The organism is Solirubrobacter deserti, from assembly GCF_027587175.1.
Classification (GTDB): Bacteria; Actinomycetota; Thermoleophilia; order Solirubrobacterales; family Solirubrobacteraceae; genus Solirubrobacter; species Solirubrobacter deserti.
Genome location: NZ_JAPCID010000040.1, coordinates 1 through 20,010, shown reverse-complemented (window position 1 = coordinate 20,010; position 20,010 = coordinate 1). Strand labels below are relative to the sequence as shown.

Below are 20,010 nucleotides of genomic sequence, written 5' to 3'. Positions count from 1 at the left end.
TCAGGCTAGGCAGTGGCGCGGATAACTCGCCCCCGCTTCGAGTCCTTCGACGGCCTGCGCGGGCTCGCGTGCGTGCTGATCGTCGTCCTGCACGTCTGGATGTACACGGACGCGAACCATCCGCGGCCGGGCCGGACCGATCTGCTGGACCGCGTGATCGGCGAGTTCCGCGTGTCGCTGATCTTCTTCTTCGTGCTGTCCGGGTTCCTGCTGGCGCTGCCGTGGGCGGCGGGGAAGACGCCCGACCTGCGCCGCTACGCGGCGCGGCGGTTCGCGCGCGTGGTGCCGGGCTACTGGCTCGCGGTGGTCGGCTCGTTCCTGCTGCTGCACGGCACCGAGCACGGCCGCGCGATCGCGCTGCACGACCTGCCGAAGTTCCTCTTCTTCATCCCGAATCTGTTCGAGGAGACGCGCAACCAGCTGGACCCGCCGATGTGGTCGCTGCACGTCGAGGTCAGCTTCTACCTCGTGCTGCCGCTGATCGGCTACGCGCTGCTGCGGCGGCCGCTGACGACCTGCGCCGGCCTGATCGCGGGCGGGCTGCTGTGGACCACCGCCGGCGTGCTGCGCGAGTGGCCGCCGGAGGTGACCTGGACGCTCCCCTCGTACATCGGCGTGCTCACCTGCGGCGTCGCCGCGGCGGTCCTGGCGCAGCGCTCACCGCCGCGGTTCGTCGGCCTGCTGGGAGTTGCGATCGTGCTCGCCAACTCGTGGTGGCACAGCGACGGGACGGGCACACTCGGCCATGCGGTCGGCGACCTGCCCGCCGGCATCGGGTTCGGGCTGGTGCTGTGGTCGCTCGCCTACCGCGAGAGCCGCATGCTGAGCGCCAAGCCGGTCGTGTGGCTCGGGACCGTGTCCTTCGGCGTCTACCTGTGGCACTACCCGGTCATGTACGCGCTGCAGCTGCACGAGCGGATGCCGGAGCGCTTCGTCCCGGCGGCGCTGTGGGTCTTCCCGATCACCTTCGCGCTCGCCGCGGTCTCGTGGTACCTCGTCGAGAAGCCCGCGATGCGGCTGGGGGCGCGCGTCCCCGCGCGCACCGGTCTCAGAGCGCCGCGTCGAGCTCAGTGAGCAGCGCGCGCAGGCGCGCGAGCTTGTCGGCGCCCAGCCGCGCCTCGATCAGGGCCTCCGTCTCCGCGATGAACTCGCGCACGACGGCGAAGACCTCACGCCCCCGGGCCGTCGTGCGCACGAGCTTCGCGCGGCCGTCCGCGGGGTCGGACACGCGCTCCACGTAGCCGTGCGTCTCGAGGTGCTCGACGAGCTGGGCCATCGACTGCTTGGTCATCCCGGCCCGCTCCGCGAGGACGGACACGCGCGTGCCCGCGTCGTCGAGGAACTGGAAGACGTTGCCGTGGGCGTAACGCACCTGCGGGTGCCCACGCTCGGCGAGCCGCGCGATCGTCTGCTCCGTCATGCGCCGGAACGGCTCGCGCAGCAGGATCGCGATGTTCTCGGGCGCGTGGCGGGCGGTGGTGTCCGGCAGGCTCGACACTTGACTTTAGACAGTCTACCTGCCTAGATTTAGACAGTCATCCTGTCTAACTGGAGTCGTCAAATGGAACGCCTGAAAGTCGGAAGCGACGAGATCGCCATCCACGCCCGCGGCAGCGCGCTGCTCGCCACCGAGGTCACGATCCCGGCCGGGGGCGGCCCGCCGGGCCTGCACCGTCATCCCTCTGAGGAGCTCTACCGCGTCGAGGCCGGCCGGCTCACGATCTACCGCGAGCACGAGCGGATCGTCGCCACGCCCGGCTCGGTGGTGCACATCCCGGGCGGCGCCGCGCACACCGTCCGCAACGAGAGCGACGAGCCGGCGCGCGCGTACGTGGTGTTCTCCCCCGGCACGGAGATGGAGGCCTTCGTGCGCGCCCTCGCCGCGAACCCCGGCGATGTCGTCGCCCTCGCCGAGGCCCACGGCATCGAGTTCGTCCAGTGACCGCCCAGGGCACGCTCTGGGGCGCGCGGGCGCTCGCCTGGGGCCGGACCGAGGACCAGCAGCTGGAGACCTACCGCGAAGCGCTGCGCCGGGTGCCGCTCGCCGCGGGCGCGAGCGTCCTCGACGTGGGGTGCGGCACGGGCGCCTTCCTGCGCCTCGCCCACGACCGCGGGGCGCGGGTGTCCGGGCTGGACGCCTCGCCCGAGCTGCTTGCGCTGGCGCGCGAGCGTGTCCCCGCGGCCGACCTGCGGGTGGGCGACATGGAGGCGCTGCCCTACGACGACGACGCCTTCGACGCCGTGTTCGGCTTCAACGCGTTCTTCTTCGCCCGCGACATGACCGCGGCGCTGCGCGAGGCGCGGCGGGTGGCCAGGTCCGGCGCCCCGGTCGTCATCCAGGTCTGGGGAAACCCGGAGTGGTGCGACCTCACGCGCATGAAGGACGCGGTGTTCGCGCTCGCCCCGGGCGGGGACAGCCCGCCGCCCCCGCCGTTGTGGAGCCCCGGCGTGCTGGAGCAGATCGCGAGCGCCGCCGGGCTCACGCCGGGCGACGCCTTCGACCTCGAGTACGCGTTCCACTACGCGGGCGAGGCCGAGCTCGTCGAGCTGCTGCTGGCGCCCGCGCCGGTCGGGGCGGCGGTCCGGGCCGCGGGTGAGGACGCCGTGCGCGACGCCATCCTCACCTCACTGCAGCCGCTGCGCCGGCCCGACGGCAGCTTTCGCCTGCGCAACCAGTGGCGGTACCTGGTCGCCTACGCGTGAGTCAGGCGCCCGTGTTGACCGTGATCTTCGCGACGCCGATCTTCAGGCCCTCGGTGAGGGCGTCGACGCCGAACGTCTGGTTGAGCAGGTCCGCGGCCTCGGCCTTGAGCTTGACGGTCGTGCCCTCGAGCACGGCGGTGCCGTTGTCGTTGGTCTCGAGCGGCTTGAGCGTGCGGCCGTCGAGGAAGAACAGCGGCGCGCTCTCGGCGGCGACCGCGCCGTCCACGGACACCTTGCCGGTGAGCACGGACTTGCCCGGGTCGACCTCGAAGTCGGTCAGCTCGACCTTCTTGCCGCCGCCGGTGAGGCTGAGGCCCGAGCCGGCGTGGTCGATCATGCCCTGCACGTACGGAGAGACCGTCCCCGGCTCGTAGTAGGTGACGTTGCCACCGGTGATCGGGAACTCGGCGACGCCCTGCGGCGTGATCTCGGCGTCGCCGACCGGCGCCGGCGTGAGCTTCAACGAGCCCAGCGCGTCCACGAACCCGGCGTCGAGCGTGACGGCGGTGCTGCGGCCGCTCAGCGACGGGATGTCGGCGAGGGGCGCCGGCTTGCTCTGCGTGGTGCCGGTGGTGGTGGCGGCGGTCGTCTCGTCTTCGCCGCCGCAGGCGGTCGCGGTCGCCGCAAGGGCGATCGTGGCGGCCGTGGCCGCCAGGCGCTTCAGATGCATCTCACTGCCTTTCGTTCGTGAGAGGAGGTTGTGAGGTATTCGCGCTAGCCCCATGGCACGGATGCGTCAGCCGAATAGATTTGGCGCGTTGGCTGCATCAGAACTCCTGGGACGGCGGGCGGAACTGGCCGCGATCGACGAGGCGCTCGCGCGGCGTGAGGGCGGCGTGCTCGCGTTCTCGGGCGAGGGCGGGATCGGCAAGACACGCCTGCTGGACGAGGTGGCGGCCCGTGCCGGCGATGCGCTGGTGCTGAACGGCCGCGCCTCCGAACTCGAACGCGAGCTGCCGTTCGGCGTGTGGGAGGACGCGCTCGCCGACCACGCCGCGTTCCTCGGCCAGGACCGGCTCGAGCGGTTGGTCGGCGATCAGCTGCCCGAGCTCGCGGCCGTGCTCGGCGGCGCGGCGACCGGCGTCCAGGACGAGCGGTACCGCACCCACCGCGCCGTCCGCGCGCTGCTGGAGGGCCTCGCGAAGCCGCGGCCCGTCGTGCTCGCGCTCGACGACCTGCAGTGGGCCGACGACTCCTCGCTGGAGACGATCGCCGCGCTGCTGCGCCGCCCGCCGCGCGGGCGCGTGCTGCTCGTGCTGGCGTTCCGCCCCGCGCCGGTGCGCCCGCTGCTGGCGACGGCGCTGGCCACGGCCGAGCGCGACGGCCGCGTGATCGAGCACGCGCTGCGCACGCTCTCGTTCGCCGACGCGGAGGTCCTGCTCGGCGACTCGGTCCCGGCGCCCGTGCGCGGCGAGATCTTCGAGGCCGGCGGCGGCAACCCGTTCTTCCTCCAGCAGCTCGCGCGTCAGCACGCCGCGGGGCGCAGCGTCGCCGCGGAGCCGGGCGAGGCCGGCGTGCCGCGCGCGGTGCTGCGCGCGCTCGAGCAGGAGATCGCGGCCTTGAGCGAAGCCGGCCGCGCGCTCGCGCAGGGCGCCGCGGTCGCAGGCGACCCCGTCGACCTGGACCTCGCGATCGCCGCCGCCGGCCTTGAGGGGAACGAAACTCCCGCATACCGCGAGTTCGGTTCCCCGCAACGCGACGTCGCGCTCGCCGCGCTCGACGAGCTGCTCGCGGGCACGCTGCTCGTCGAGACCGACACGGCGCGCCGCTACCGGTTCCGGCACCCGCTCGTGCGGCACGCGATCTACGACTCGGCCGCGGGCGGCTGGCGGATCGCCGCGCACGGGCGCGCGGCGGCGGCGCTGGAGGCGCGCGGCGGGTCGCTCGCCGCACGCGCGCACCACCTGGAGCGCTGCGCGCGGCCGGGTGACGCCGAGGCCGTGAGCGTGCTCGTCGAGGCCGGCAAGCACGCGGCGGCCCGCGCTCCCGCCACGGCGGCGGACCGGTTCGCGGCGGCGCTGCGACTGCTGCCCGAGACGCCGGAGACCCTGCCGGCGCGGCTCGAGCTGCTGGTCGGGCTCGCGCAGGCCCGCGCCGCCACCGGGCGGCTGGAGGCGGCGCTGGAGTCCTTGGACGACGGCCTGGCGCTCGTGGGGCCGGAGCTCGCGCCGGTGCGCGCGCGGCTCGTGGCCGCGTGCGCGATGTGCGAGAACCTGCTCGGCCGCCACGCCGCCGCGCACGCGCGCCTGCTGGCCGAGCTCACGACGCAGGGCGAAGGCTCGTTCGGCGCCGCCGACCTCGAGGTCGAGCTCGCCGCGGACGCGCTCTACGACAGCGACTTCCACGGGGTGGTCTCCTGGGCGCGACGGGCGCGCGCGACCGCGTCCGACATCGGCGTGCCGGGCTTCGCCGCGGTCGCGACCGCGCTGCAGTGCTTCGGCGCGCTCGGGCTGGGCGAGATCGCGGAGGCGCAGACGCTGCGCGAGGACGCGGCCACGCAGCTCGACGCGCTCGACGACGGCGGACTCGCCGGCCGCCTGGACACCGCCTACTACCTCGGGTTCGCCGAGTTCTTCTGCGAGCGCTACGACGACGCCATCCGCCACTTCCGCCGCGGCATCACGGTCTCGCGCTCCTCCGGGCAGGGCCAGTTCGTGATCCCGATGACGATCGGGCTCGCGCACGCGCTCGAGGTCCGCGGCCGGCTCAGCGAGGCGGCCGAGGCCGCCGACGAGGCCGTGGAAGGCGCGCGCCTGTGGGGCAACGACCAGATGCTGTGCTTCGCGCTGACCGCCGACGCCTGGGTGAGCGCGCTGCGCGGGGAGCTGGACCGCGCTCGCGCTTCAGGCGCCGAGGCGATGGCGCTGTTGAACGGGCTCGACGAGAGCGTGCTCTCCCGCGCGACGCGCGTGCACGTCGCGGCGGCGCAGCTCGAAGCGGGCGAGCCGGAGGGCTGCCTGGCGGCGATGAGCGCGGGCGGCGCGCCCGAGTTCGCGGGCGTCGAACCCGGCCGCCGCGCGTGGCTCTACGCGATCCTGGCCCGCGCGGAGCTTGCACTCGGCCGCCCCGACGCCGCCCGCGACTGGGTGCAGCGGGGCGAGACCGCCGCGGCCGGCCTCGGCCTCCCGTACGCCGAGGCCGCGGTCCTCACCGCGGGCGCGCAGCTCGACCTCGCCGCCGGGGGTGCGCGCGGCGAGCGGGCCGTCGCGGCGGCCCTCGACGCGGCCCAGCTCGCGGACTCGGTCGGCGCGGTCATCCAGGCGTCCCGCGCGCGCATCCTCGCCGGCCGTGCGAGCGACGACGTCGCCCTGCTCGAACGCGCGGAGTCCGACCTGACCGGCTACGGCGCGATCCGGCTGCGTGACGAGGCCGCGCGCGAGCTGCGCCGGCTCGGCGTCAAGACCACCGGGCGCAAGCGACGCTCCGCCGGCACGGACGGCCTCGCCGCGCTGTCGGGCCGCGAGCGCGAGGTCGCGGACCTGGTCGCGCTCGGGCGCACCAACAAGGAGATCGCGGCCGAGCTGTTCCTGTCGGAGAAGACGATCGAGAACCACATGACACGGCTGTTCGCCAAGCTCGGCGTGTCGCGCCGGGCGGAGGTCGGCAAAGCCGTCGGGCGCGAGCAGTAGCGTCCCTGCACATGTGGACGCTGCGGCGGGAAGGGCAGGTCATCGCGCCGGACGAGCGGCTGCCGTGGCCGGCGATGTTCGGACTCGGGGCCCAGCACGTGCTGGCGATGTTCGGGGCGACGGCGCTCGTGCCCGTGCTGACGGACTTCCCAGTCAGCACGACGCTGCTGTTCGCCGGGATCGGCACGATCCTGTTCGTCCTGATCACGGGCAACAGGGTCCCGAGCTTCACGGGGTCGAGCTTCGCGTTCATCGCGCCGGTGACGGCCGCGATGAACGACGGCGGCATGGCGGAGGCGCTGGGCGGGATCGTCGCGTCGGGCATCGCGCTCGCGGCGATCGGGATCGTGATCGACCGCGCGGGCTACCGCGTCGTCGAGTTCCTGCTGCCACCCGTGGTCACGGGCGCGATCGTGATGCTGATCGGGCTCAACCTCGCGCCCGTCGCCAAGGACCAGTTCAGCGCGCAGGCCGGGATCGCGCTGTTCACGCTCGTCGTGATCCTGCTCGGCACGGTCGCGCTGCGCGGCCTGCTGCAGAAGCTCAGCGTGTTCATCGGCGTCGCGCTCGGCTACGTCTTCGCCGCGATCCTCGGCAAGGTCAACTGGGACGGCGTCCGCGACGCGGACTGGATCGGCTTCCCCGACTTCACGACGCCCGCGTTCTCCTGGCACGCGATCGTGCTGATCGTGCCCGCCGTGCTGCTCGTCCTGATCGCCGAGAACGCCGCGCACGTCAAGAGCGTCGCGGTCATGACCGAGCGCGACATGGACCCGCTGATCGGCCGCTCGATCGCCGCCGACGGCGCCGCCACGACGCTCGCCGGCGCCTTCGGCGGCTCGGGCACCACCACCTACGCCGAGAACATCGGCGTGATGGGCCTCACCCGCGTCTACTCGACGCTGGCCTACATCATCGCGGGCGGCATCGCGATCGCGCTCGCGCTGCTGCCCAAGTTCGGCGCGATCATCTCCGCGATCCCGATCGGCGTCCTCGGCGGCGCCGTCACCGTCCTATTCGGCCTGATCGCGATCCTCGGCGCGCGTATCTGGGTCGACGCCCGCGTCGACTTCCGCGACCCCGTGAACCTCGCGGTCGCGGGCGTGGCGGTCATCGTCGGCGCCGGCAACTACACGCTCACCTGGGGCGACTACCAGTTCGCGGGCATCGCGCTCGGCACGGTCGCCGCCGTCGTGATCTACCAGGTGCTCAGGCCGCTGAACGCCGAAAGGCCTTCCCCTCCCACGGACCCAGCACCAGCCCTGGACCCCCGATGAGCGGCGCCTCGGCGCCGGTCCAGCCCTCGATCTCGATCCGCATCGAGTCGCCGGAGAAGTTGCCCAGCACGAGCAGCTCCTCGCCTTCGAGCGCGCGCGTGAACGCGTAGACGCGCTCGTCGTCGACCAGGCGCATCGTGAAGTCCCCGCGCGCGATCACGGGGAGCTGGTGCCGCAGCTCGATCAGGCGCCGGTAGTGGTGGAAGACCGAGCCCTCGTCGGTGACCGCCGCCTCCGCGTTGATCCACTCGTGGTTCGGGTTGGCGGGAATCCACGGCTCGCCTTCCGTGAAGCCGGCGTGCGCGCCGGACGTCCACTGCATCGGCGTGCGCGCGTTGTCGCGGCCCATCTTGCGCAGCGCCAGCAGCACGTCGTCCGGTGACGCGCCCGCGGCGACGGCCTCGGCGTAGTGGTTGAGGGACTCGATGTCCCGGAAGTCCTCGATGGTGTTGAAGAGCGTGTTGGTCATCCCGAGCTCCTCGCCCTGGTAGACGTACGGCGTCCCGCGGTGCAGGTGCAGGACCGTGCCGAGCATCTTCGCGGCGGCCACGCGGTGCTCGCCGTCGTCGCCGAAGCGGGAGACCACGCGCGGCTGGTCGTGGTTGTTCCAGTACAGCGAGTTCCAGCCGACGTCGGCCAGGCCGGTCTGCCAGCGCCCGAACGTCTCCTTCAGCGCCCGCAGCTCGAACGCGTGCAGGTCCCACTTCGACGTCGGCCCCTGGTCGATCTGGACGTGCTCGAACTGGAAGACCATGTCGAGCTCACGCCGCGCCGGGTCGGTGTACAGCCGTGCCTGCTCGACCGTCACGTTCGGCATCTCACCCACGAGCAGCAGCCCCTCACGGTCCGCGAACACCGACGCGTGCATCTCCTGGAGGAACTCGTGCATCCGCGGCCCGTTGAAGTACACGCCCGCCGCGAGGTCCTTGGAGATGAGGTTGATGACGTCCATGCGGAAGCCGTCGACCCCGCGGTCCAGCCACCAGCGCATCATCGTGTGGATCGCCTTGCGCACCTCCGGGTTCTCCCAGTTGAGGTCGGGCTGCTTGCGCGAGAACAGGTGCAGGTAGTACTCGCCGCTGACCGGGTCCAGCTCCCACGCCGGCCCGCTGAAGAACGAGCGCCAGTCGTTCGGCGGCGTCTCGCGCCACCAGTACCAGTCGCGCTTGGCTGGATCGCGGAACCACGGATGCTCGTCGGAGGTGTGGTTGACGACCAGGTCGATCACGAGCTTGATGCCGCGCGCGTGCAGGCCTTCGGAGAGCTCGTCGAAGTCGGCGAGCGTCCCGAACACCGGATCGACGTCCTGGTAGTCGCTGATGTCGTAGCCGTTGTCGTCCTGCGGCGAGGGATAGAACGGCGACAGCCACACCACGTCGACGCCCAGGTGCTTCAGGTAGTCGAGGCGCTCGATGATCCCCCGCAGGTCACCGATCCCGTCCCCATCCGAGTCCGCGAACGACCGCGGATAGATCTGGTACACGACCGCGCTCTGAAACCACGACATCCCGGCAGCCTAAGGCGCGCTGCGCACCGGCGCCCGCGAGCGTGACCAAGGGTCGCGGGCGCCGGCCGCTCGAGGCGGGCGGAGGCGATGACCCGCCGAGCGGGCGGGCCGCTCCGCGAGCGGCCCGGCGCAGCCTTAGGCGGCGGCGCCCTCCGGCGCCGCCGCAGGGACGGAGCCACGCGGGCCCCGGAAGAGGTACAGCGCCGCGATCGCGCCCACCGCGCCGATCGCCCCGCCGACGAGGAACAGCGTCTGCAGGCTGCCGACGTAGTCCGTGGACGAGATCAACGTGCCGAGCGCCGCGATGCCGACCGCGATCCCCGTCTGGCGGGCCGTGTCGTGAATGCCGGTCGCCAGGCCGGCCTGGTGCTCGGGGACGTCGAGGGCGGCCTCGCTCACGGCCGGGTTGAACAGGCCCGTGCCGATCATCGCGATCACCAGGCCGACCTGCAGCTGCAGCCAGGACGCGTCCGCGGTGATCGTGAAGGCGCTGATCACCATGCCGATCGCCGCCAGGCCGAGGCCGCCCGCGATCAGCACGACCGGCTCCACACGCTTGCCGAGCTGGGCCGTGGCCGCCGCGCAGAACAGGTTGAACATCGTGCCGGGCACGAGGAACAGCCCGGCCTCGATGGGCGAGTACCCGCGCATCTCCTGCAGGTAGACCATGATGTAGATGAACGTCGAGAACAGGCCCGCGGAGATCGCCAGCGCGGCGATCTGCGCGCCGGCGAAGCGCCGGTCGCGGAACATGCCGAGCGGGACCATCGGGTTGCGCGAGGTGGCCTCGATCGTGATGAACGCGGTCATCAGGCCGGCGCCCGCCGCGAGCGCGACGATCACGTGCGGCGCGCTCCAGCCGTCCTCGGCCGCGTTGAGCAGGCCGTAGACGAGCCCGAACAGGCCGCCGACGAGCGTGACCTGGCCGGGGATGTCGATCTTCGGGGGGTTCGGGTCGCTCGACTCGACGAGCTTGGACGCGGTGATCGCGAGCAGCACGACGCCGATCGGGACGTTGAGCAGGAACACCCACTCCCACCCCGCCCACTCCGTCAGCACGCCGCCCACGAACGGGCCGAGCGCGAAGGACGCGCCGATCGTGGCGCCGTAGGCGGCGAACGCCTGCGTGCGCTCGGCGGGCGAGCGGAACGCGTTGCTGAGCAGCGCGAGCGAGACGGCGAACATCAGCGCCGCGCCGAGCCCCTGCACGGCGCGGGCGGCGATCAGGAACTCGATCGAGCCCGAGAACGCGGCGGCCGCCGAGGAGACGGTGAAGACGGCGACGCCGACGGCGAACAGCTTGCGGCGCCCGTAGCGGTCGGCCAGCGAGCCCGCCGTCAGCACGACGCTCGCGAGCGCCAGCGTGTAGGCGTCCAGGACCCACTTGAGCGCGTGCAGGTCGGTGTTGAGGTCGATCTGCAGCGTCGGCAGCGCGGTGTTCACCACCGCGATGTCGAGCATCAGGATCGCGGTGGCGGCGAGTACGGCGGCGAGCGTCCACCGCTGGATGACGCTCGTCGGTTGGGAGTCGGTGGCTGGCATGTCATCCAGGTTGCAGGCGCGGCGTTGCCCCGTCCTTGCCGCTACCTTGTCAATGCGGGTGCGGCTATCCGACATTTAGTTGCGGCCGCTACTGTGTGTGGTCTCCTCCCGCGCGGACTGACCTTGCGCGGCCTAAAAACGACGAAGGGATGGACCTGTATGGCGTCCAGCTCAAAGAAGCGAACGACTTTCGCCAAGCTCAACCGTGAGCAGAAGGTGCGCGAGAAGCGCGCCGAGAAGAACGCCCGTCGCGCGGCCCGCAAAGACGAGCCCATCGGCGCTGGCAGCATCGAAATCGGTGCCCCGAACGACGTCGGCCTCGATCACGACGTCGATCTCGACAAGCACCCCGCCGTCACCGGCGAGCAGATCTAGACGACTCCTCAGCTCGCGGGCGGTCAGCCCACGAGCTGCAGCTGCGGGCGGCGGCTCTCATAGCGAGCCGCAACGCCCTGCAGGATCTCCAGCATCGCCTGCGTGGCGGGCGTACGGTGCGCGTCCGTGGCGGTCGCGGCGTAGATCTGCCGCAACGGCGTCTCGCGGCCGAGTGCGCGGATCACGATGTCGTCGCGCACGCTCGTGAGCCCCAGCTCGGCGATCAGGCAGACGCCGACGCCCGCGGCCACGAAGCCCTGCATGGCCGTGTAGTCGTCGGTCTGGAACGCGATCCGCGGCTCGAAGCCCGCGACCGCGCACGCGCGGTTGACCAGGCGGTTGCACTCGCAGTCGGCGACGCTGCCGATCCACGGGTCGTCCGCGAGGTCGGCGAGCCGGAGCGTGCGCTTGTGCACGAGCGGATGGTCGGCCGGCATGGCGACGAACATCGGGTCCGACAGCAGCTGGTGGCGCGTGATGCCGTCCGCCTCGGTGCGGACGCGCGAGTCGTAGCCCAGCGCAAGGTCCAGCTCACCGCTCTTGAGCAGCGGCGCCGCGTCCTCCGGCTCGGTGATGATCATCGACAGCTCCACGCCGGGATGCTGCTCCCGGAAGGCGGCGATCGCGAGCGGCATCAGCGACGCCGACGCGGACTCGAACGCCGCCAGGCGCAGGCGCCCGCCGCGCACGCCGGCGATCGCCTCCAGCTCGGCCTCCGCCTCCGACAGCCGGGCGAGGATCGCATCCGTGTGGCGCACGAGCGCCTCGCCCGCCTCGGTCAGGCGGATGCCGCGCGCGTTGCGCTGCACGAGCTTGGTGCCGGCCTCGCGCTCGAGCGCGGCGATCTGCTGGCTGACGGCGCTCTGCGTGAAGGACAGCGCTTCGGCGGCGGAGCTGAACGAGCCGCGGACGGCGACCTCCCTGAGCACCCGCATGCGGCGAACGTCAAGCATCAGTGGTTCTTATACCACGCCCAGCGAAAGGTCATTTGAACTGATGCAGTGTGGCCCGCAAGATGTACCTCACACCCCGCCTCTCTCCCCCGTTTCAGGAGTCAAGCCATGTCCGCTCTCGCCACCCACCTCGCCCCTACAGTCGTCATTCGCGCCGCCCGCGGCTCTGACGGCCCCGCCCTGCGCCGCCTTGCCGAGCTCGACTCGCGCGAAGTCCCCACCGGCGACGTCCTCATCGCCGAGGCCGACGACGAGCTCGTCGCGGCGCTGTCGGTCGACACCGGCGAGAAGGTCGCCGATCCGTTCCGCCGCACGGCGGACGTCGTCGACCTGCTGGCCTACCGTGCGCGGGGGCTTCGAACCTCGTGACGGCTGTGAACGCCTCGGCCGGGGAGGTCGTCCCCACCTCCTCGGCCGAGGCCGCTCCACCCTGGAAGATCTGGTCGGCGCTCTGGATCGTCTACATCGTCTGGGGCTCGACCTACCTCGCCATCGCGCTGATGGTCGAGACCATCCCGCCCCTGCTCGGGGCGGGCGCTCGCTTCATGGCCGTCGGCCTGCTCCTGCTGCCGATCCTCGCGTGGCGGCGCGGCGGGCACGTGTGGCGCCCGACCCGCGCCGAGCTGCTCTCGGCCGGCTTCGTCGGCCTGATGCTGCCGGGCGCGAACGCCGTCATCTCCGTGGCGCAGCAGACCGTGCCCTCGGGTCTGGCCGCGCTGCTGGTCGCGTCCATCCCGCTGTTCGTGATCCTCCTGCGCCGCCTCACCGGCGAGTCGATCTCCTGGCAGTCGCTGGTCGCGACGCTGATCGGCTTCGGCGGCCTCGTGCTCCTGCTCAACCCCGAGGGCGAGGCGACGCTGATCGGCCTGCTCGCGTGCGTGTTCGCCGCGTTCATGTGGGCGCTCGGCTCGTTCTCCTCACCGCGCATCTCGCTTCCGCGCGACCCGCTCGTCTCCACCGCCTGGCAGAGCCTGCTGGGCGGCATCGCCGTGTTCACGACCGGCGTGCTGACGGGCGAGCTGCCCGACGTGCACTTCGGCGAGTTCTCGGGGCGCTCGATCGGCGGCCTGCTCTACCTGATCACGTTCGGCTCGCTGCTGGCCTTCACGTCTTACGCGTGGCTGCTGCAGAACGCGCCGATCTCCAAGGTCTCCACGTACGCGTACGTGAACCCGGTGGTCGCGATCGCGCTGGGTTGGCTCGTGCTCAACGAGTCCATAACCCCAACCACGCTTTTGGGCGCTGGAATCATCGTGGCGTCGGTGGCGCTCGTGATTCGCGTCGAGTCGCCCAAGAAACCGTAGGTCCCGACCGGGCCCACGAGGGGCGCGGGGTCTTCGTCCTGCTGGCGCAACGAAGGCTCCGCCCCCACCCTCTTCCCCGATACGAACGTACGTTCGCTATAGTTCGCGGCGTGCCCCTCGTGGTGCAACCGTCGCTGTTCGGCTCGTCGGGTCAGCCTGGCGTGGCCGCCCTGGGCGCCGCCGTGGAGCGCCGGGTGCTGTCCGACGGGGCGTGGCTGGATGTGCGACCGGGGTTCATCACGGCGGCCGACGAGCTGTTCGACGCCTTGGCCGCCGGCGTCCCGTGGCAGGAGGAACGCATGCGCATGTACGACAACACGGTGCGCGTCCCGCGGCTGCTCGCCCGCTACCGGCAGGGCGAAGCGCTGCCCCACCCCGTCCTCGACGAGGCGCGCTCGGCACTGAACGCCCACTACGCCGACGAGGTCGGCGGGCCCTTCGTCAGCGCCGGGCTCTGCCTGTACCGCGATGGCAACGACAGCGTCGCGTGGCACGGGGACCGCATCGCCCGCGAGAGCCCCACCGACACGATGGTCGCGATCCTCTCGCTCGGCGCCGTGCGGCCCTTCGCGCTGCGCCCGACGTCGGGCGGCCCCGGCCTGCGCCTTCAGATCGGCCACGGTGACCTGTTGGTCATGGGCGGCAGCTGCCAGCGCACCTGGCTGCACGCGATCCCGAAGACCGCCCGCTGCCTCGGAGCTCGCATCAGCGTGCAGTTCCGTCCGGACTGGGGCAACCACCTCGGCGGCCGGCCCGCTGCGCCTTCGCCCGCGGTGCGAGCCCGCCCGGCCGCCTGACGGCGCCGCGTCACGGCACCGGCAGGGCGTCTTCGACGCGCTTGCGTTCGCGCCCGGGCGCGGGCGCCACGATCATCGCTGAGCCTTCGGGGCGCGGGCAGCGCCTCCCTGCGCGGGCCCTCGACCTAGTCTCTGGGTCCAATGCGCGTAGGCATCCAACTTCCTGAGGTCGAGCGCGAGGTGCGCTGGCCCGAGTACCTCGCCATGGCGAAGGCCGCCGACGAGGTCGGCTTCGACTCCGTCTGGGTCGGCGACCACCTGCTCTACGACGGGCCGGAACGGGCGCCGTGGGAGGTGTGGACGCTGATGAGCGCGCTCGCGGCGTCCACCGAGCGGGTGCGGATCGGCCCGCTGGTCGCGTGCGCCGGCTTCCACCCGCCGGGGCTGATCGCGAAGATGGCGGCGACGATCGACGAGGTGTCGGGCGGGCGCTTCACGCTCGGGCTCGGCTCGGGCTGGAACCGGCGCGAGTTCGACGCGTTCGGCATCCCGTACGACAAGCGCGTGTCGCGCTTCGAGGAGGCGTTCACGATCATCCGCGGGCTGCTGGCCGGCGAGCGCGTGACGTTCGACGGCGAGTTCCACCGTGCCGACGACGTGGTGCTGCTCCCGAAGCCGGCGCGGCCCGTGCCGTTGATGATCGGCTCCAACGGGCCGCGGATGCTGTCCATCGCGGCGCCGCACTGCACGGTGTGGAACACCTGGTGGGCCGACTACGGCAACACGCCGGAGGGGTTCGCGGAGCTGCAGGCGAAGATCCCACCGCACCTGGAGCGCAGCGCGTGCGTGCTGGTGCAGATGCCGGGGGAAGCCGTCGAGCGCGAGCCGACCGCTGCGCCCGTGGCGCCCGACGACCTCGCCGAGCACCTGCGGGCGCTGGGCGCAGACGAGGCGATCCTCGTCTGCAGCCCGATCACGGAGAAGACGATCCGGGCGCTAGGCGACCGGCTCGGCGACCTTCTCGTCTGACTCGGCCGGCTTCTTCTTCTTGACCGGCTTCTCGGCGCCGATCAGCTTCTGCGCCTGACGCTCCGGCGTGATGGTGACGACGTCCCAGGCGAGGCCGAGGCGCTTCATCAGGTTGATGACCATCTGCGACGGGTCGATCTCCCACCACTTGAGGCCGTGCGCGGCCGAGCGCGGGAAGGCGTGGTGGTTGTGGTGCCAGGACTCGCCGAAGGACGGGATGGCGAGCCAGAAGACGTTGGTCGACTTGTCCTCGATGTCGAAGCGGCGGCGGCCGAAGAAGTGGCAGACCGAGTTGACCGACCAGGTGACGTGGTGCTGGAGGAAGATGCGGACGAACCCGCCCCAGATGAGGCCGGTGAACGCGCCCTTCAGGCTCCACGAGAGCAGCCCGCCGAGAATCGTCGGGATCAGCAGCGAGCCGACCACGATCAGCGGGAACTTGCGGTTGAGGATGCGCATGGTGCGGTCCTCGACGAGGTCCTTGGCGTACTTGCGCGCGCTGGCCTCGCCGTGGGTCTCCCACAGCCAGCCGACGTGCGAGTGCCAAAGGCCCTTCAGTGCGCCGGACAAGCCGTCGCCGTGGCCGACGTGCGGCGAGTGCGGGTCGCCCTCGACGTCGGTGTGGGCGTGGTGCTTGCGGTGGTCGGCGACCCAGTCGATGACGGGTCCCTGCACCGAGAGCATGCCGAGATAGGCGAAGAAGTAGCGGGTGAAGTTGTGCGTCTGGAACGCGCGGTGCGTGAGCATCCGGTGGAAGCCCACGGTCACGCCGAGACCACTCAGCACGTACATGATTCCGAAGACGACGACGTCGGACCAGCCGATCCAGTCGCCCCAGAGGACAGCGATCGCGACGGCGGTGACGATGAACGGGATGAAGACTGCGGCCATGTTCACACGGCGCTCGAGGCGGGTCATGGAGAGCAGGCTATGCAGTCTTGGACCACAATTCTTGGGCGTACCCCAAGGATTTGTGCGGTTGAATCTGTAGCTAGGCCTCAAAAGGGCGCTCGAACAGCGTGCTGAGCACGATCTGCGTCTGCGTCCGGGTCACGCCCGGGTGGTCGCGGATGCGCTCCAGCGTCTCCTCCAGGTGCGCGGTGTCCCGCGCGCGCACGTGCACGACCGCGCTCGCCTCACCCGCCACGGTGTAGGCCGACTCCACCTCCGGGTGGCGCTCGACGGCCTCGCGCACCTCGTGCGCCGGCATCCGTCCCTCGCAGAACAGCGCGACGATCGCGTGGGTGGTCCAGCCGAAGCGGACGGGGTCCACGCGTGAGGTGTAGCCGCGGATCACGCCGTCGGCCTCGAGCCGGTCGACGCGGCGCTTGACGGCCGGCGCGGACAGCGAGACGCGCAGCCCGATGCTCTGGAACGAGCGCCGCGCGTCCTGGCGCAGCAGCGCAACGATCTGCCGGTCGATGTCGTCCATCAGGCGCCCATGGTCCCACATGCGCGCAACGGATCGGGATTGAGCGTGCGGGACGAGAGGCGGAACATTCCACCCATGTCGACCCAGCCCATCGTCGCTCCGAGCAAGACCGAAGACTTCATGCCGCTGCACGGCATCGACCACGTCGAGTTCTTCGTCGGCAACGCGCTGCAGGCCGCGTCGTTCTGGACGAAGGTGCTCGGCTTCAAGGAGGTGGCGTACGCCGGGCTCGAGACAGGCGTTCGCGACCGGGCGTCACACGTGCTCGAGCAGGGCCGGATCCGGATCGTGCTGACGGGCGCGCTGGTGCCCGGCCACGAGATCGGCGAGCACGTCGCGCGCCACGGCGACGGCGTGAAGGTGATCGCGCTGGGCGTGCCGGACGTCGACCACGCCTACCGCGAGGCCACCGCGCGCGGCGCGCGTGGCGTCGAGGAGCCGCGTGATGTGAGCGACGAGCACGGCACGCTGCGCCGCGCGTCGATCGCCACCTACGGCGACACCATCCACACGTTCGTCGACCGCTCCCAGTACAAGGGCGCCTTCCACCCCGGGTTCGCGGCGCGGGACATCGACACGGGCGACACGGGCCTGCTCGCGATCGACCACATCGTCGGCAACGTCGAGCTCGGCCACATGGACGAGTGGGTCAAGTACTACGAGGACGTCTTCGGGATGCGCGAGATGCTGCACTTCTCCGACGAGGACATCTCGACCGAGTACTCCGCGCTGATGTCGAAGGTCGTCACCAACGGCAACGGGCGCGTGAAGTTCCCGCTCAACGAGCCGGCCGAGGGCAAGCGCAAGTCGCAGATCGACGAGTACCTGGAGTACTACGGCGGCGCGGGCGCGCAGCACATCGCGGTCGCGACGCGCGACATCGTGCGCACCGTCGAGCAGTTGCAGGAGCGCGGCATCCAGTTCCTGCGCACGCCGGAGACCTACTACGACGACGTGCCCGAGCGCATCGGCGAGATCAACGAGGACCTCGAGGACCTCAAGCGGCTCGGCATCCTCGTCGACCGCGACGACGAGGGCTACCTGCTGCAGATCTTCACCAAGCCGATCGGCGACCGCCCGACCGTCTTCCTCGAGGTGATCGAGCGCCACGGCGCGCGTGGGTTCGGCGACGGCAACTTCAAGGCGCTGTTCGAGGCCATCGAGCGCGAGCAGGCCCTGCGCGGCAACCTGTAGGACATGCTCCTGGACCAGCTCAGCGGTGATGTCGTCTTCTCGCCCTACGGCCTGCACCGTGCGCTGAGCGTGATCCGTGGGGGCGCGACGGGTGAGACCCGGCGCGCTCTCGAGCGGTTCGAGATGCCGCCCGAGGTGCCGGGCGTGGTGAGTGCCCAGGCGGCGTGGCTGCACGAGGACTACCGGCCGGGCCGGAAGCTCAGGCTCGACACCGGCCCGCTCGACCTCGAAGCGATCAACGCGTGGTCGAGCGAGCACACGCGCGGGATGATCCCGCGCATCCTCGAGTCGCTCGACCCGGACGAGGTCTTCGTCCTCACCGACGCCGAGTACCTCGACGCGAAGTGGCAGCGCCCGTTCGAGGACACGCGCCCGGCCCCGTTCGAGGGCGTGGGCGACGTGCCGATGATGAGCGTCGAGGGCACGTTCGAGTACGCCGACGGCGCCGTCCGGCTGCCCTACTCCGAGCACGACCTGCGCTTCGTGGCGACGCTCGGCGAGCCGGGCGAGCGGGACTGGGCGCGCGGGCACGGGACAGTTGAGCTGCCCCGGTTCACGGTCGAGAGCTCGATCGACGTCAACGAGGTGCTCGGCTTGAGCTTCGAGACCGGGCACGACCTGGACGAGCTGATCGAAGGGCCGGGCGCGAAGGGGATCAGCCGGATCCTGCAGCGCGCGCGGGTCGACGTCGACGAGGAGGGCACCCGCGCCGCGGCCACCACCGCGGTGATGGCGCGCGCCGTCGCCTTCATCCAGCCGCAGTTCCACATCGTCTTCGACCGGCCCTTCACGTGGGCCATCGAGCACGCGCCGACCGGCACGGTCCTGTTCGCCGGGCGCGTGGTGAACCCAGTGCAGAGGAGAGACTGATGCGCTACGTGTCACTCGGCCGCGTCCCCGCGAAGCGGCACGTCCAGTTCCGCGACCCCGACTCGTCGGCGAACGGGAACGCGCCGCTGCTCGTCGAGGAGGTCATGGGCTTCGAGGGCTTCTCCGGCAACGAGTCGATCCTCTACCACCTGTTCTCGCCCTGCCGGGTCAAGGAGGTCGGGGAGTTCACGCCGATCGAGCTCGAGGAGTGGGTGCCCGAGACGCACGTGCACCGCCTCACGCACACGATGGGCACCGAGGCCTTCGGGGACGCGGTGCTGGGACGGCGCGTGCTGCAGTACAACGGGGACGTCGAGATCGCGATCTGCGTGCCCGAGCGCGAGGCCGACTACTTCTACCGCGACGGCGAGGGCGACGAGGTCATCTTCGTCCACGAGGGGTCGGGCGTCGTGGAGACCATCTTCGGGACGCTGCCCTACCGCAAGCACGACTACGTCGTGATCCCGCGCGGGACGACGTACCGCTTCCGCTTCGACGAGCCCCAGCGCTGGCTGACCTTCTACACCCCGGGCGAGATCGAGACGCCGAACCGCTACCGCAACCGCTACGGCCAGCTGCTCGAGCACGCGCCGTTCTCCCAGCGCGACTTCCATCCCCCGGCGGAGCTGGTCACGCACCGCGACCGCGCCGAGCACGACGTGAAGGTCCGCGTCCGCGGCGGCTACCAGGACTACGTGCTCGACTACCACCCGCTCGACGTGGTCGGCTGGGACGGCTACGTCTACCCGTACACGTTCAACATCCACGACTTCGAGCCCAAGGCCGGCCGCCTGCACCAGCCGCCGCCCGCGCACCAGACCTTCCAGGGCCCGAACTTCGTGATCTGTTCGTTCTGCCCGCGCATGCTCGACTGGGACCCGATGGCGGTCGCGCTGCCCTATCACCACTCCAACGTGCAGAGCGAAGAGGTCATGTACTACGTCGACGGCGACTACGCCGCGCGCAAGGGCGTCGAGATCGGCTCGTTCACGCTGCATCCGAGCGGCCTGCCGCACGGCCCGCAGCCGGGCACCGTCGAGAAGTCGTTGGGCGTGAAGGAGACGTCCGAGCTCGCCGTGATGTGCGATACGTTCCGCCCCTTGAAGCTCACGACGCTCGCCCGCGACCTGGACGATCCGAGCTATGCGTACTCCTGGTACGAGGACCCCGTTGGCACGTAGCTTTCGCTGGCAGGACGGTGAACGGCTCATCGTCTTCGGCCGCGGCGCGCTGGACGACGCCGTCGACGCACTCGGCGGGCCGGGCTACACGCTGCTGACGACGCCGCGTGCGAAGGACGCCGCGCCGGGCATCGTGGCCGGCGCGGACGCATTCCACATCGTCGCGCCGGGCCACGTCGACCAGCTGGCCGTGGGGCTGCTGGACGCCGTCCCGGGCGACCGGATCGGCGCGCTCGGCGGCGGCCGCGTCTTCGCCGTCGCGCAGGCGATCGGGGGC

Annotated in this window: 21 protein-coding genes; 14 read left to right on the top strand and 7 right to left on the bottom strand. The window is 71.4% G+C overall.

Annotated elements, in window-relative coordinates; all coding sequences use genetic code 11:
• The first annotated feature begins 12 nt into the window (after positions 1–12).
• Complete coding sequence (locus tag OJ962_RS23345) at positions 13–1,074, top strand: acyltransferase family protein (RefSeq protein WP_202957557.1); 1,062 nt, start codon at positions 13–15, stop codon at positions 1,072–1,074.
• Here OJ962_RS23345 and OJ962_RS23340 read toward each other — a convergent pair.
• Positions 1,049–1,498 carry a MarR family winged helix-turn-helix transcriptional regulator gene (locus OJ962_RS23340; RefSeq protein ID WP_202957558.1) on the bottom strand — a complete coding sequence of 150 codons (450 nt, stop codon included), beginning with the start codon at positions 1,496–1,498 and terminating at the stop codon, positions 1,049–1,051. The two genes, OJ962_RS23345 and OJ962_RS23340, sit on opposite strands and share 26 nt — an antisense overlap.
• Before the next feature lie 63 nt (positions 1,499–1,561).
• On the opposite strand from OJ962_RS23340, the gene OJ962_RS23335 reads away from it, so the two are divergent.
• Together OJ962_RS23335 and OJ962_RS23330 are read left to right on the top strand one after the other, a co-directional pair.
• Positions 1,562–1,942 carry a cupin domain-containing protein gene (locus OJ962_RS23335; protein WP_202957559.1) on the top strand — a complete coding sequence of 127 codons (381 nt, stop codon included), beginning with the start codon at positions 1,562–1,564 and terminating at the stop codon, positions 1,940–1,942.
• Positions 1,939–2,703: a class I SAM-dependent methyltransferase gene (locus OJ962_RS23330; RefSeq protein WP_202957560.1), complete on the top strand. Its 765-nt coding sequence runs from the start codon at positions 1,939–1,941 to the stop codon at positions 2,701–2,703. Before OJ962_RS23335 ends, OJ962_RS23330 begins: the two co-directional genes overlap by 4 nt.
• Before the next feature lies 1 nt (position 2,704).
• On the opposite strand, the gene OJ962_RS23325 is transcribed toward OJ962_RS23330, so the two are convergent.
• Positions 2,705–3,373: a hypothetical protein gene (locus OJ962_RS23325; RefSeq protein WP_202957561.1), complete on the bottom strand. Its 669-nt coding sequence runs from the start codon at positions 3,371–3,373 to the stop codon at positions 2,705–2,707.
• A gap of 88 nt (positions 3,374–3,461) precedes the next feature.
• On the opposite strand from OJ962_RS23325, the gene OJ962_RS23320 reads away from it, so the two are divergent.
• Both OJ962_RS23320 and OJ962_RS23315 read left to right on the top strand, forming a co-directional pair.
• Complete coding sequence (locus OJ962_RS23320) at positions 3,462–6,332, top strand: LuxR family transcriptional regulator (protein WP_202957562.1); 2,871 nt, start codon at positions 3,462–3,464, stop codon at positions 6,330–6,332.
• Between the two features lie 11 nt (positions 6,333–6,343).
• Complete coding sequence (locus OJ962_RS23315; RefSeq protein WP_202957563.1) at positions 6,344–7,609, top strand: uracil-xanthine permease family protein; 1,266 nt, start codon at positions 6,344–6,346, stop codon at positions 7,607–7,609.
• On the opposite strand, the gene OJ962_RS23310 is transcribed toward OJ962_RS23315, so the two are convergent.
• Together OJ962_RS23310 and OJ962_RS23305 are read right to left on the bottom strand one after the other, a co-directional pair.
• The gene (locus OJ962_RS23310) at positions 7,542–9,116 is read right to left on the bottom strand and encodes a glycoside hydrolase family 13 protein (protein WP_202957564.1); all 1,575 of its coding nucleotides are present in this window, start codon (positions 9,114–9,116) and stop codon (positions 7,542–7,544) included. The genes OJ962_RS23315 and OJ962_RS23310 overlap by 68 nt on opposite strands.
• 135 nt (positions 9,117–9,251) lie before the next feature.
• Positions 9,252–10,658 carry an MFS transporter gene (locus tag OJ962_RS23305; protein WP_202957565.1) on the bottom strand — a complete coding sequence of 469 codons (1,407 nt, stop codon included), beginning with the start codon at positions 10,656–10,658 and terminating at the stop codon, positions 9,252–9,254.
• 159 nt (positions 10,659–10,817) lie between these two features.
• Here OJ962_RS23305 and OJ962_RS23300 point away from each other — a divergent pair, with 159 nt between their 5' ends.
• On the top strand, positions 10,818–11,033 hold the full coding sequence (locus OJ962_RS23300) for a hypothetical protein (protein WP_202957566.1): 216 nt from the start codon (positions 10,818–10,820) through the stop codon (positions 11,031–11,033).
• 23 nt (positions 11,034–11,056) lie between these two features.
• Here OJ962_RS23300 and OJ962_RS23295 read toward each other — a convergent pair whose 3' ends face one another.
• Complete coding sequence (locus OJ962_RS23295) at positions 11,057–11,986, bottom strand: LysR family transcriptional regulator (RefSeq protein ID WP_202957567.1); 930 nt, start codon at positions 11,984–11,986, stop codon at positions 11,057–11,059.
• 108 nt (positions 11,987–12,094) lie between these two features.
• Here OJ962_RS23295 and OJ962_RS23290 point away from each other — a divergent pair, with 108 nt between their 5' ends.
• From OJ962_RS23290 to OJ962_RS23275, 4 genes are all read left to right on the top strand, one after another.
• The gene (locus tag OJ962_RS23290; RefSeq protein WP_202957568.1) at positions 12,095–12,355 is read left to right on the top strand and encodes a hypothetical protein; all 261 of its coding nucleotides are present in this window, start codon (positions 12,095–12,097) and stop codon (positions 12,353–12,355) included.
• Between the two features lie 5 nt (positions 12,356–12,360).
• Positions 12,361–13,290 (top strand): EamA family transporter, encoded by a 930-nt coding sequence (locus OJ962_RS23285; RefSeq protein ID WP_270006637.1) that lies wholly within the window; start codon positions 12,361–12,363, stop codon positions 13,288–13,290.
• A 110-nt stretch (positions 13,291–13,400) separates the two neighbouring features.
• Positions 13,401–14,087 carry an alpha-ketoglutarate-dependent dioxygenase AlkB gene (locus OJ962_RS23280; RefSeq protein WP_202957570.1) on the top strand — a complete coding sequence of 229 codons (687 nt, stop codon included), beginning with the start codon at positions 13,401–13,403 and terminating at the stop codon, positions 14,085–14,087.
• Between the two features lie 141 nt (positions 14,088–14,228).
• Positions 14,229–15,056 (top strand): LLM class flavin-dependent oxidoreductase, encoded by an 828-nt coding sequence (locus OJ962_RS23275; RefSeq protein ID WP_202957571.1) that lies wholly within the window; start codon positions 14,229–14,231, stop codon positions 15,054–15,056.
• Here OJ962_RS23275 and OJ962_RS23270 read toward each other — a convergent pair.
• Together OJ962_RS23270 and OJ962_RS23265 are read right to left on the bottom strand one after the other, a co-directional pair.
• Entirely contained in the window at positions 15,024–15,974 is a 951-nt protein-coding gene (locus OJ962_RS23270) for an acyl-CoA desaturase (RefSeq protein ID WP_202957572.1), read from the bottom strand. The genes OJ962_RS23275 and OJ962_RS23270 overlap by 33 nt on opposite strands.
• Before the next feature lie 73 nt (positions 15,975–16,047).
• Positions 16,048–16,488: an Lrp/AsnC family transcriptional regulator gene (locus OJ962_RS23265; RefSeq protein ID WP_202957573.1), complete on the bottom strand. Its 441-nt coding sequence runs from the start codon at positions 16,486–16,488 to the stop codon at positions 16,048–16,050.
• A 75-nt stretch (positions 16,489–16,563) separates the two neighbouring features.
• Between OJ962_RS23265 and hppD the strand changes: the two genes are divergently transcribed.
• The 4 genes from hppD to OJ962_RS23245 all read left to right on the top strand — a co-directional run.
• The gene (gene hppD, locus OJ962_RS23260) at positions 16,564–17,682 is read left to right on the top strand and encodes a 4-hydroxyphenylpyruvate dioxygenase (protein ID WP_202957574.1); all 1,119 of its coding nucleotides are present in this window, start codon (positions 16,564–16,566) and stop codon (positions 17,680–17,682) included.
• Positions 17,683–17,685: 3 nt separating this feature from the next.
• A complete protein-coding gene (locus OJ962_RS23255) occupies positions 17,686–18,552 on the top strand; it encodes a serpin family protein (protein ID WP_202957575.1) in 867 nt (288 codons plus the stop codon).
• Positions 18,552–19,733 (top strand): homogentisate 1,2-dioxygenase, encoded by a 1,182-nt coding sequence (locus tag OJ962_RS23250; protein WP_202957576.1) that lies wholly within the window; start codon positions 18,552–18,554, stop codon positions 19,731–19,733. The genes OJ962_RS23255 and OJ962_RS23250 overlap by 1 nt, the downstream gene beginning before the upstream one ends.
• Positions 19,723–20,010: hypothetical protein (locus tag OJ962_RS23245; RefSeq protein ID WP_270006636.1), on the top strand; the 288-nt coding region annotated here is incomplete at its 3' end. The genes OJ962_RS23250 and OJ962_RS23245, both read left to right, overlap by 11 nt.

Excerpts from the sequence above, each read along its gene's own strand:
- OJ962_RS23270 (WP_202957572.1), bottom strand. The coding sequence starts at position 15,974 with ATGACCCGCCTCGAGCGCCGTGTGAACATGGCCGCAGTCTTCATCCCG.
- OJ962_RS23290 (WP_202957568.1), top strand. The coding sequence starts at position 12,095 with ATGTCCGCTCTCGCCACCCACCTCGCCCCTACAGTCGTCATTCGCGCC.
- OJ962_RS23300 (WP_202957566.1), top strand. The coding sequence starts at position 10,818 with ATGGCGTCCAGCTCAAAGAAGCGAACGACTTTCGCCAAGCTCAACCGT.
- OJ962_RS23335 (WP_202957559.1), top strand. The coding sequence starts at position 1,562 with ATGGAACGCCTGAAAGTCGGAAGCGACGAGATCGCCATCCACGCCCGC.
- OJ962_RS23310 (WP_202957564.1), bottom strand. The coding sequence starts at position 9,116 with ATGTCGTGGTTTCAGAGCGCGGTCGTGTACCAGATCTATCCGCGGTCG.
- hppD (WP_202957574.1), top strand. The coding sequence starts at position 16,564 with ATGTCGACCCAGCCCATCGTCGCTCCGAGCAAGACCGAAGACTTCATG.
- OJ962_RS23250 (WP_202957576.1), top strand. The coding sequence starts at position 18,552 with ATGCGCTACGTGTCACTCGGCCGCGTCCCCGCGAAGCGGCACGTCCAG.
- OJ962_RS23265 (WP_202957573.1), bottom strand. The coding sequence starts at position 16,488 with ATGGACGACATCGACCGGCAGATCGTTGCGCTGCTGCGCCAGGACGCG.
- OJ962_RS23305 (WP_202957565.1), bottom strand. The coding sequence starts at position 10,658 with ATGCCAGCCACCGACTCCCAACCGACGAGCGTCATCCAGCGGTGGACG.
- OJ962_RS23255 (WP_202957575.1), top strand. The coding sequence starts at position 17,686 with ATGCTCCTGGACCAGCTCAGCGGTGATGTCGTCTTCTCGCCCTACGGC.
- OJ962_RS23325 (WP_202957561.1), bottom strand. The coding sequence starts at position 3,373 with ATGCATCTGAAGCGCCTGGCGGCCACGGCCGCCACGATCGCCCTTGCG.
- OJ962_RS23275 (WP_202957571.1), top strand. The coding sequence starts at position 14,229 with ATGCGCGTAGGCATCCAACTTCCTGAGGTCGAGCGCGAGGTGCGCTGG.
- OJ962_RS23295 (WP_202957567.1), bottom strand. The coding sequence starts at position 11,986 with ATGCTTGACGTTCGCCGCATGCGGGTGCTCAGGGAGGTCGCCGTCCGC.
- OJ962_RS23315 (WP_202957563.1), top strand. The coding sequence starts at position 6,344 with ATGTGGACGCTGCGGCGGGAAGGGCAGGTCATCGCGCCGGACGAGCGG.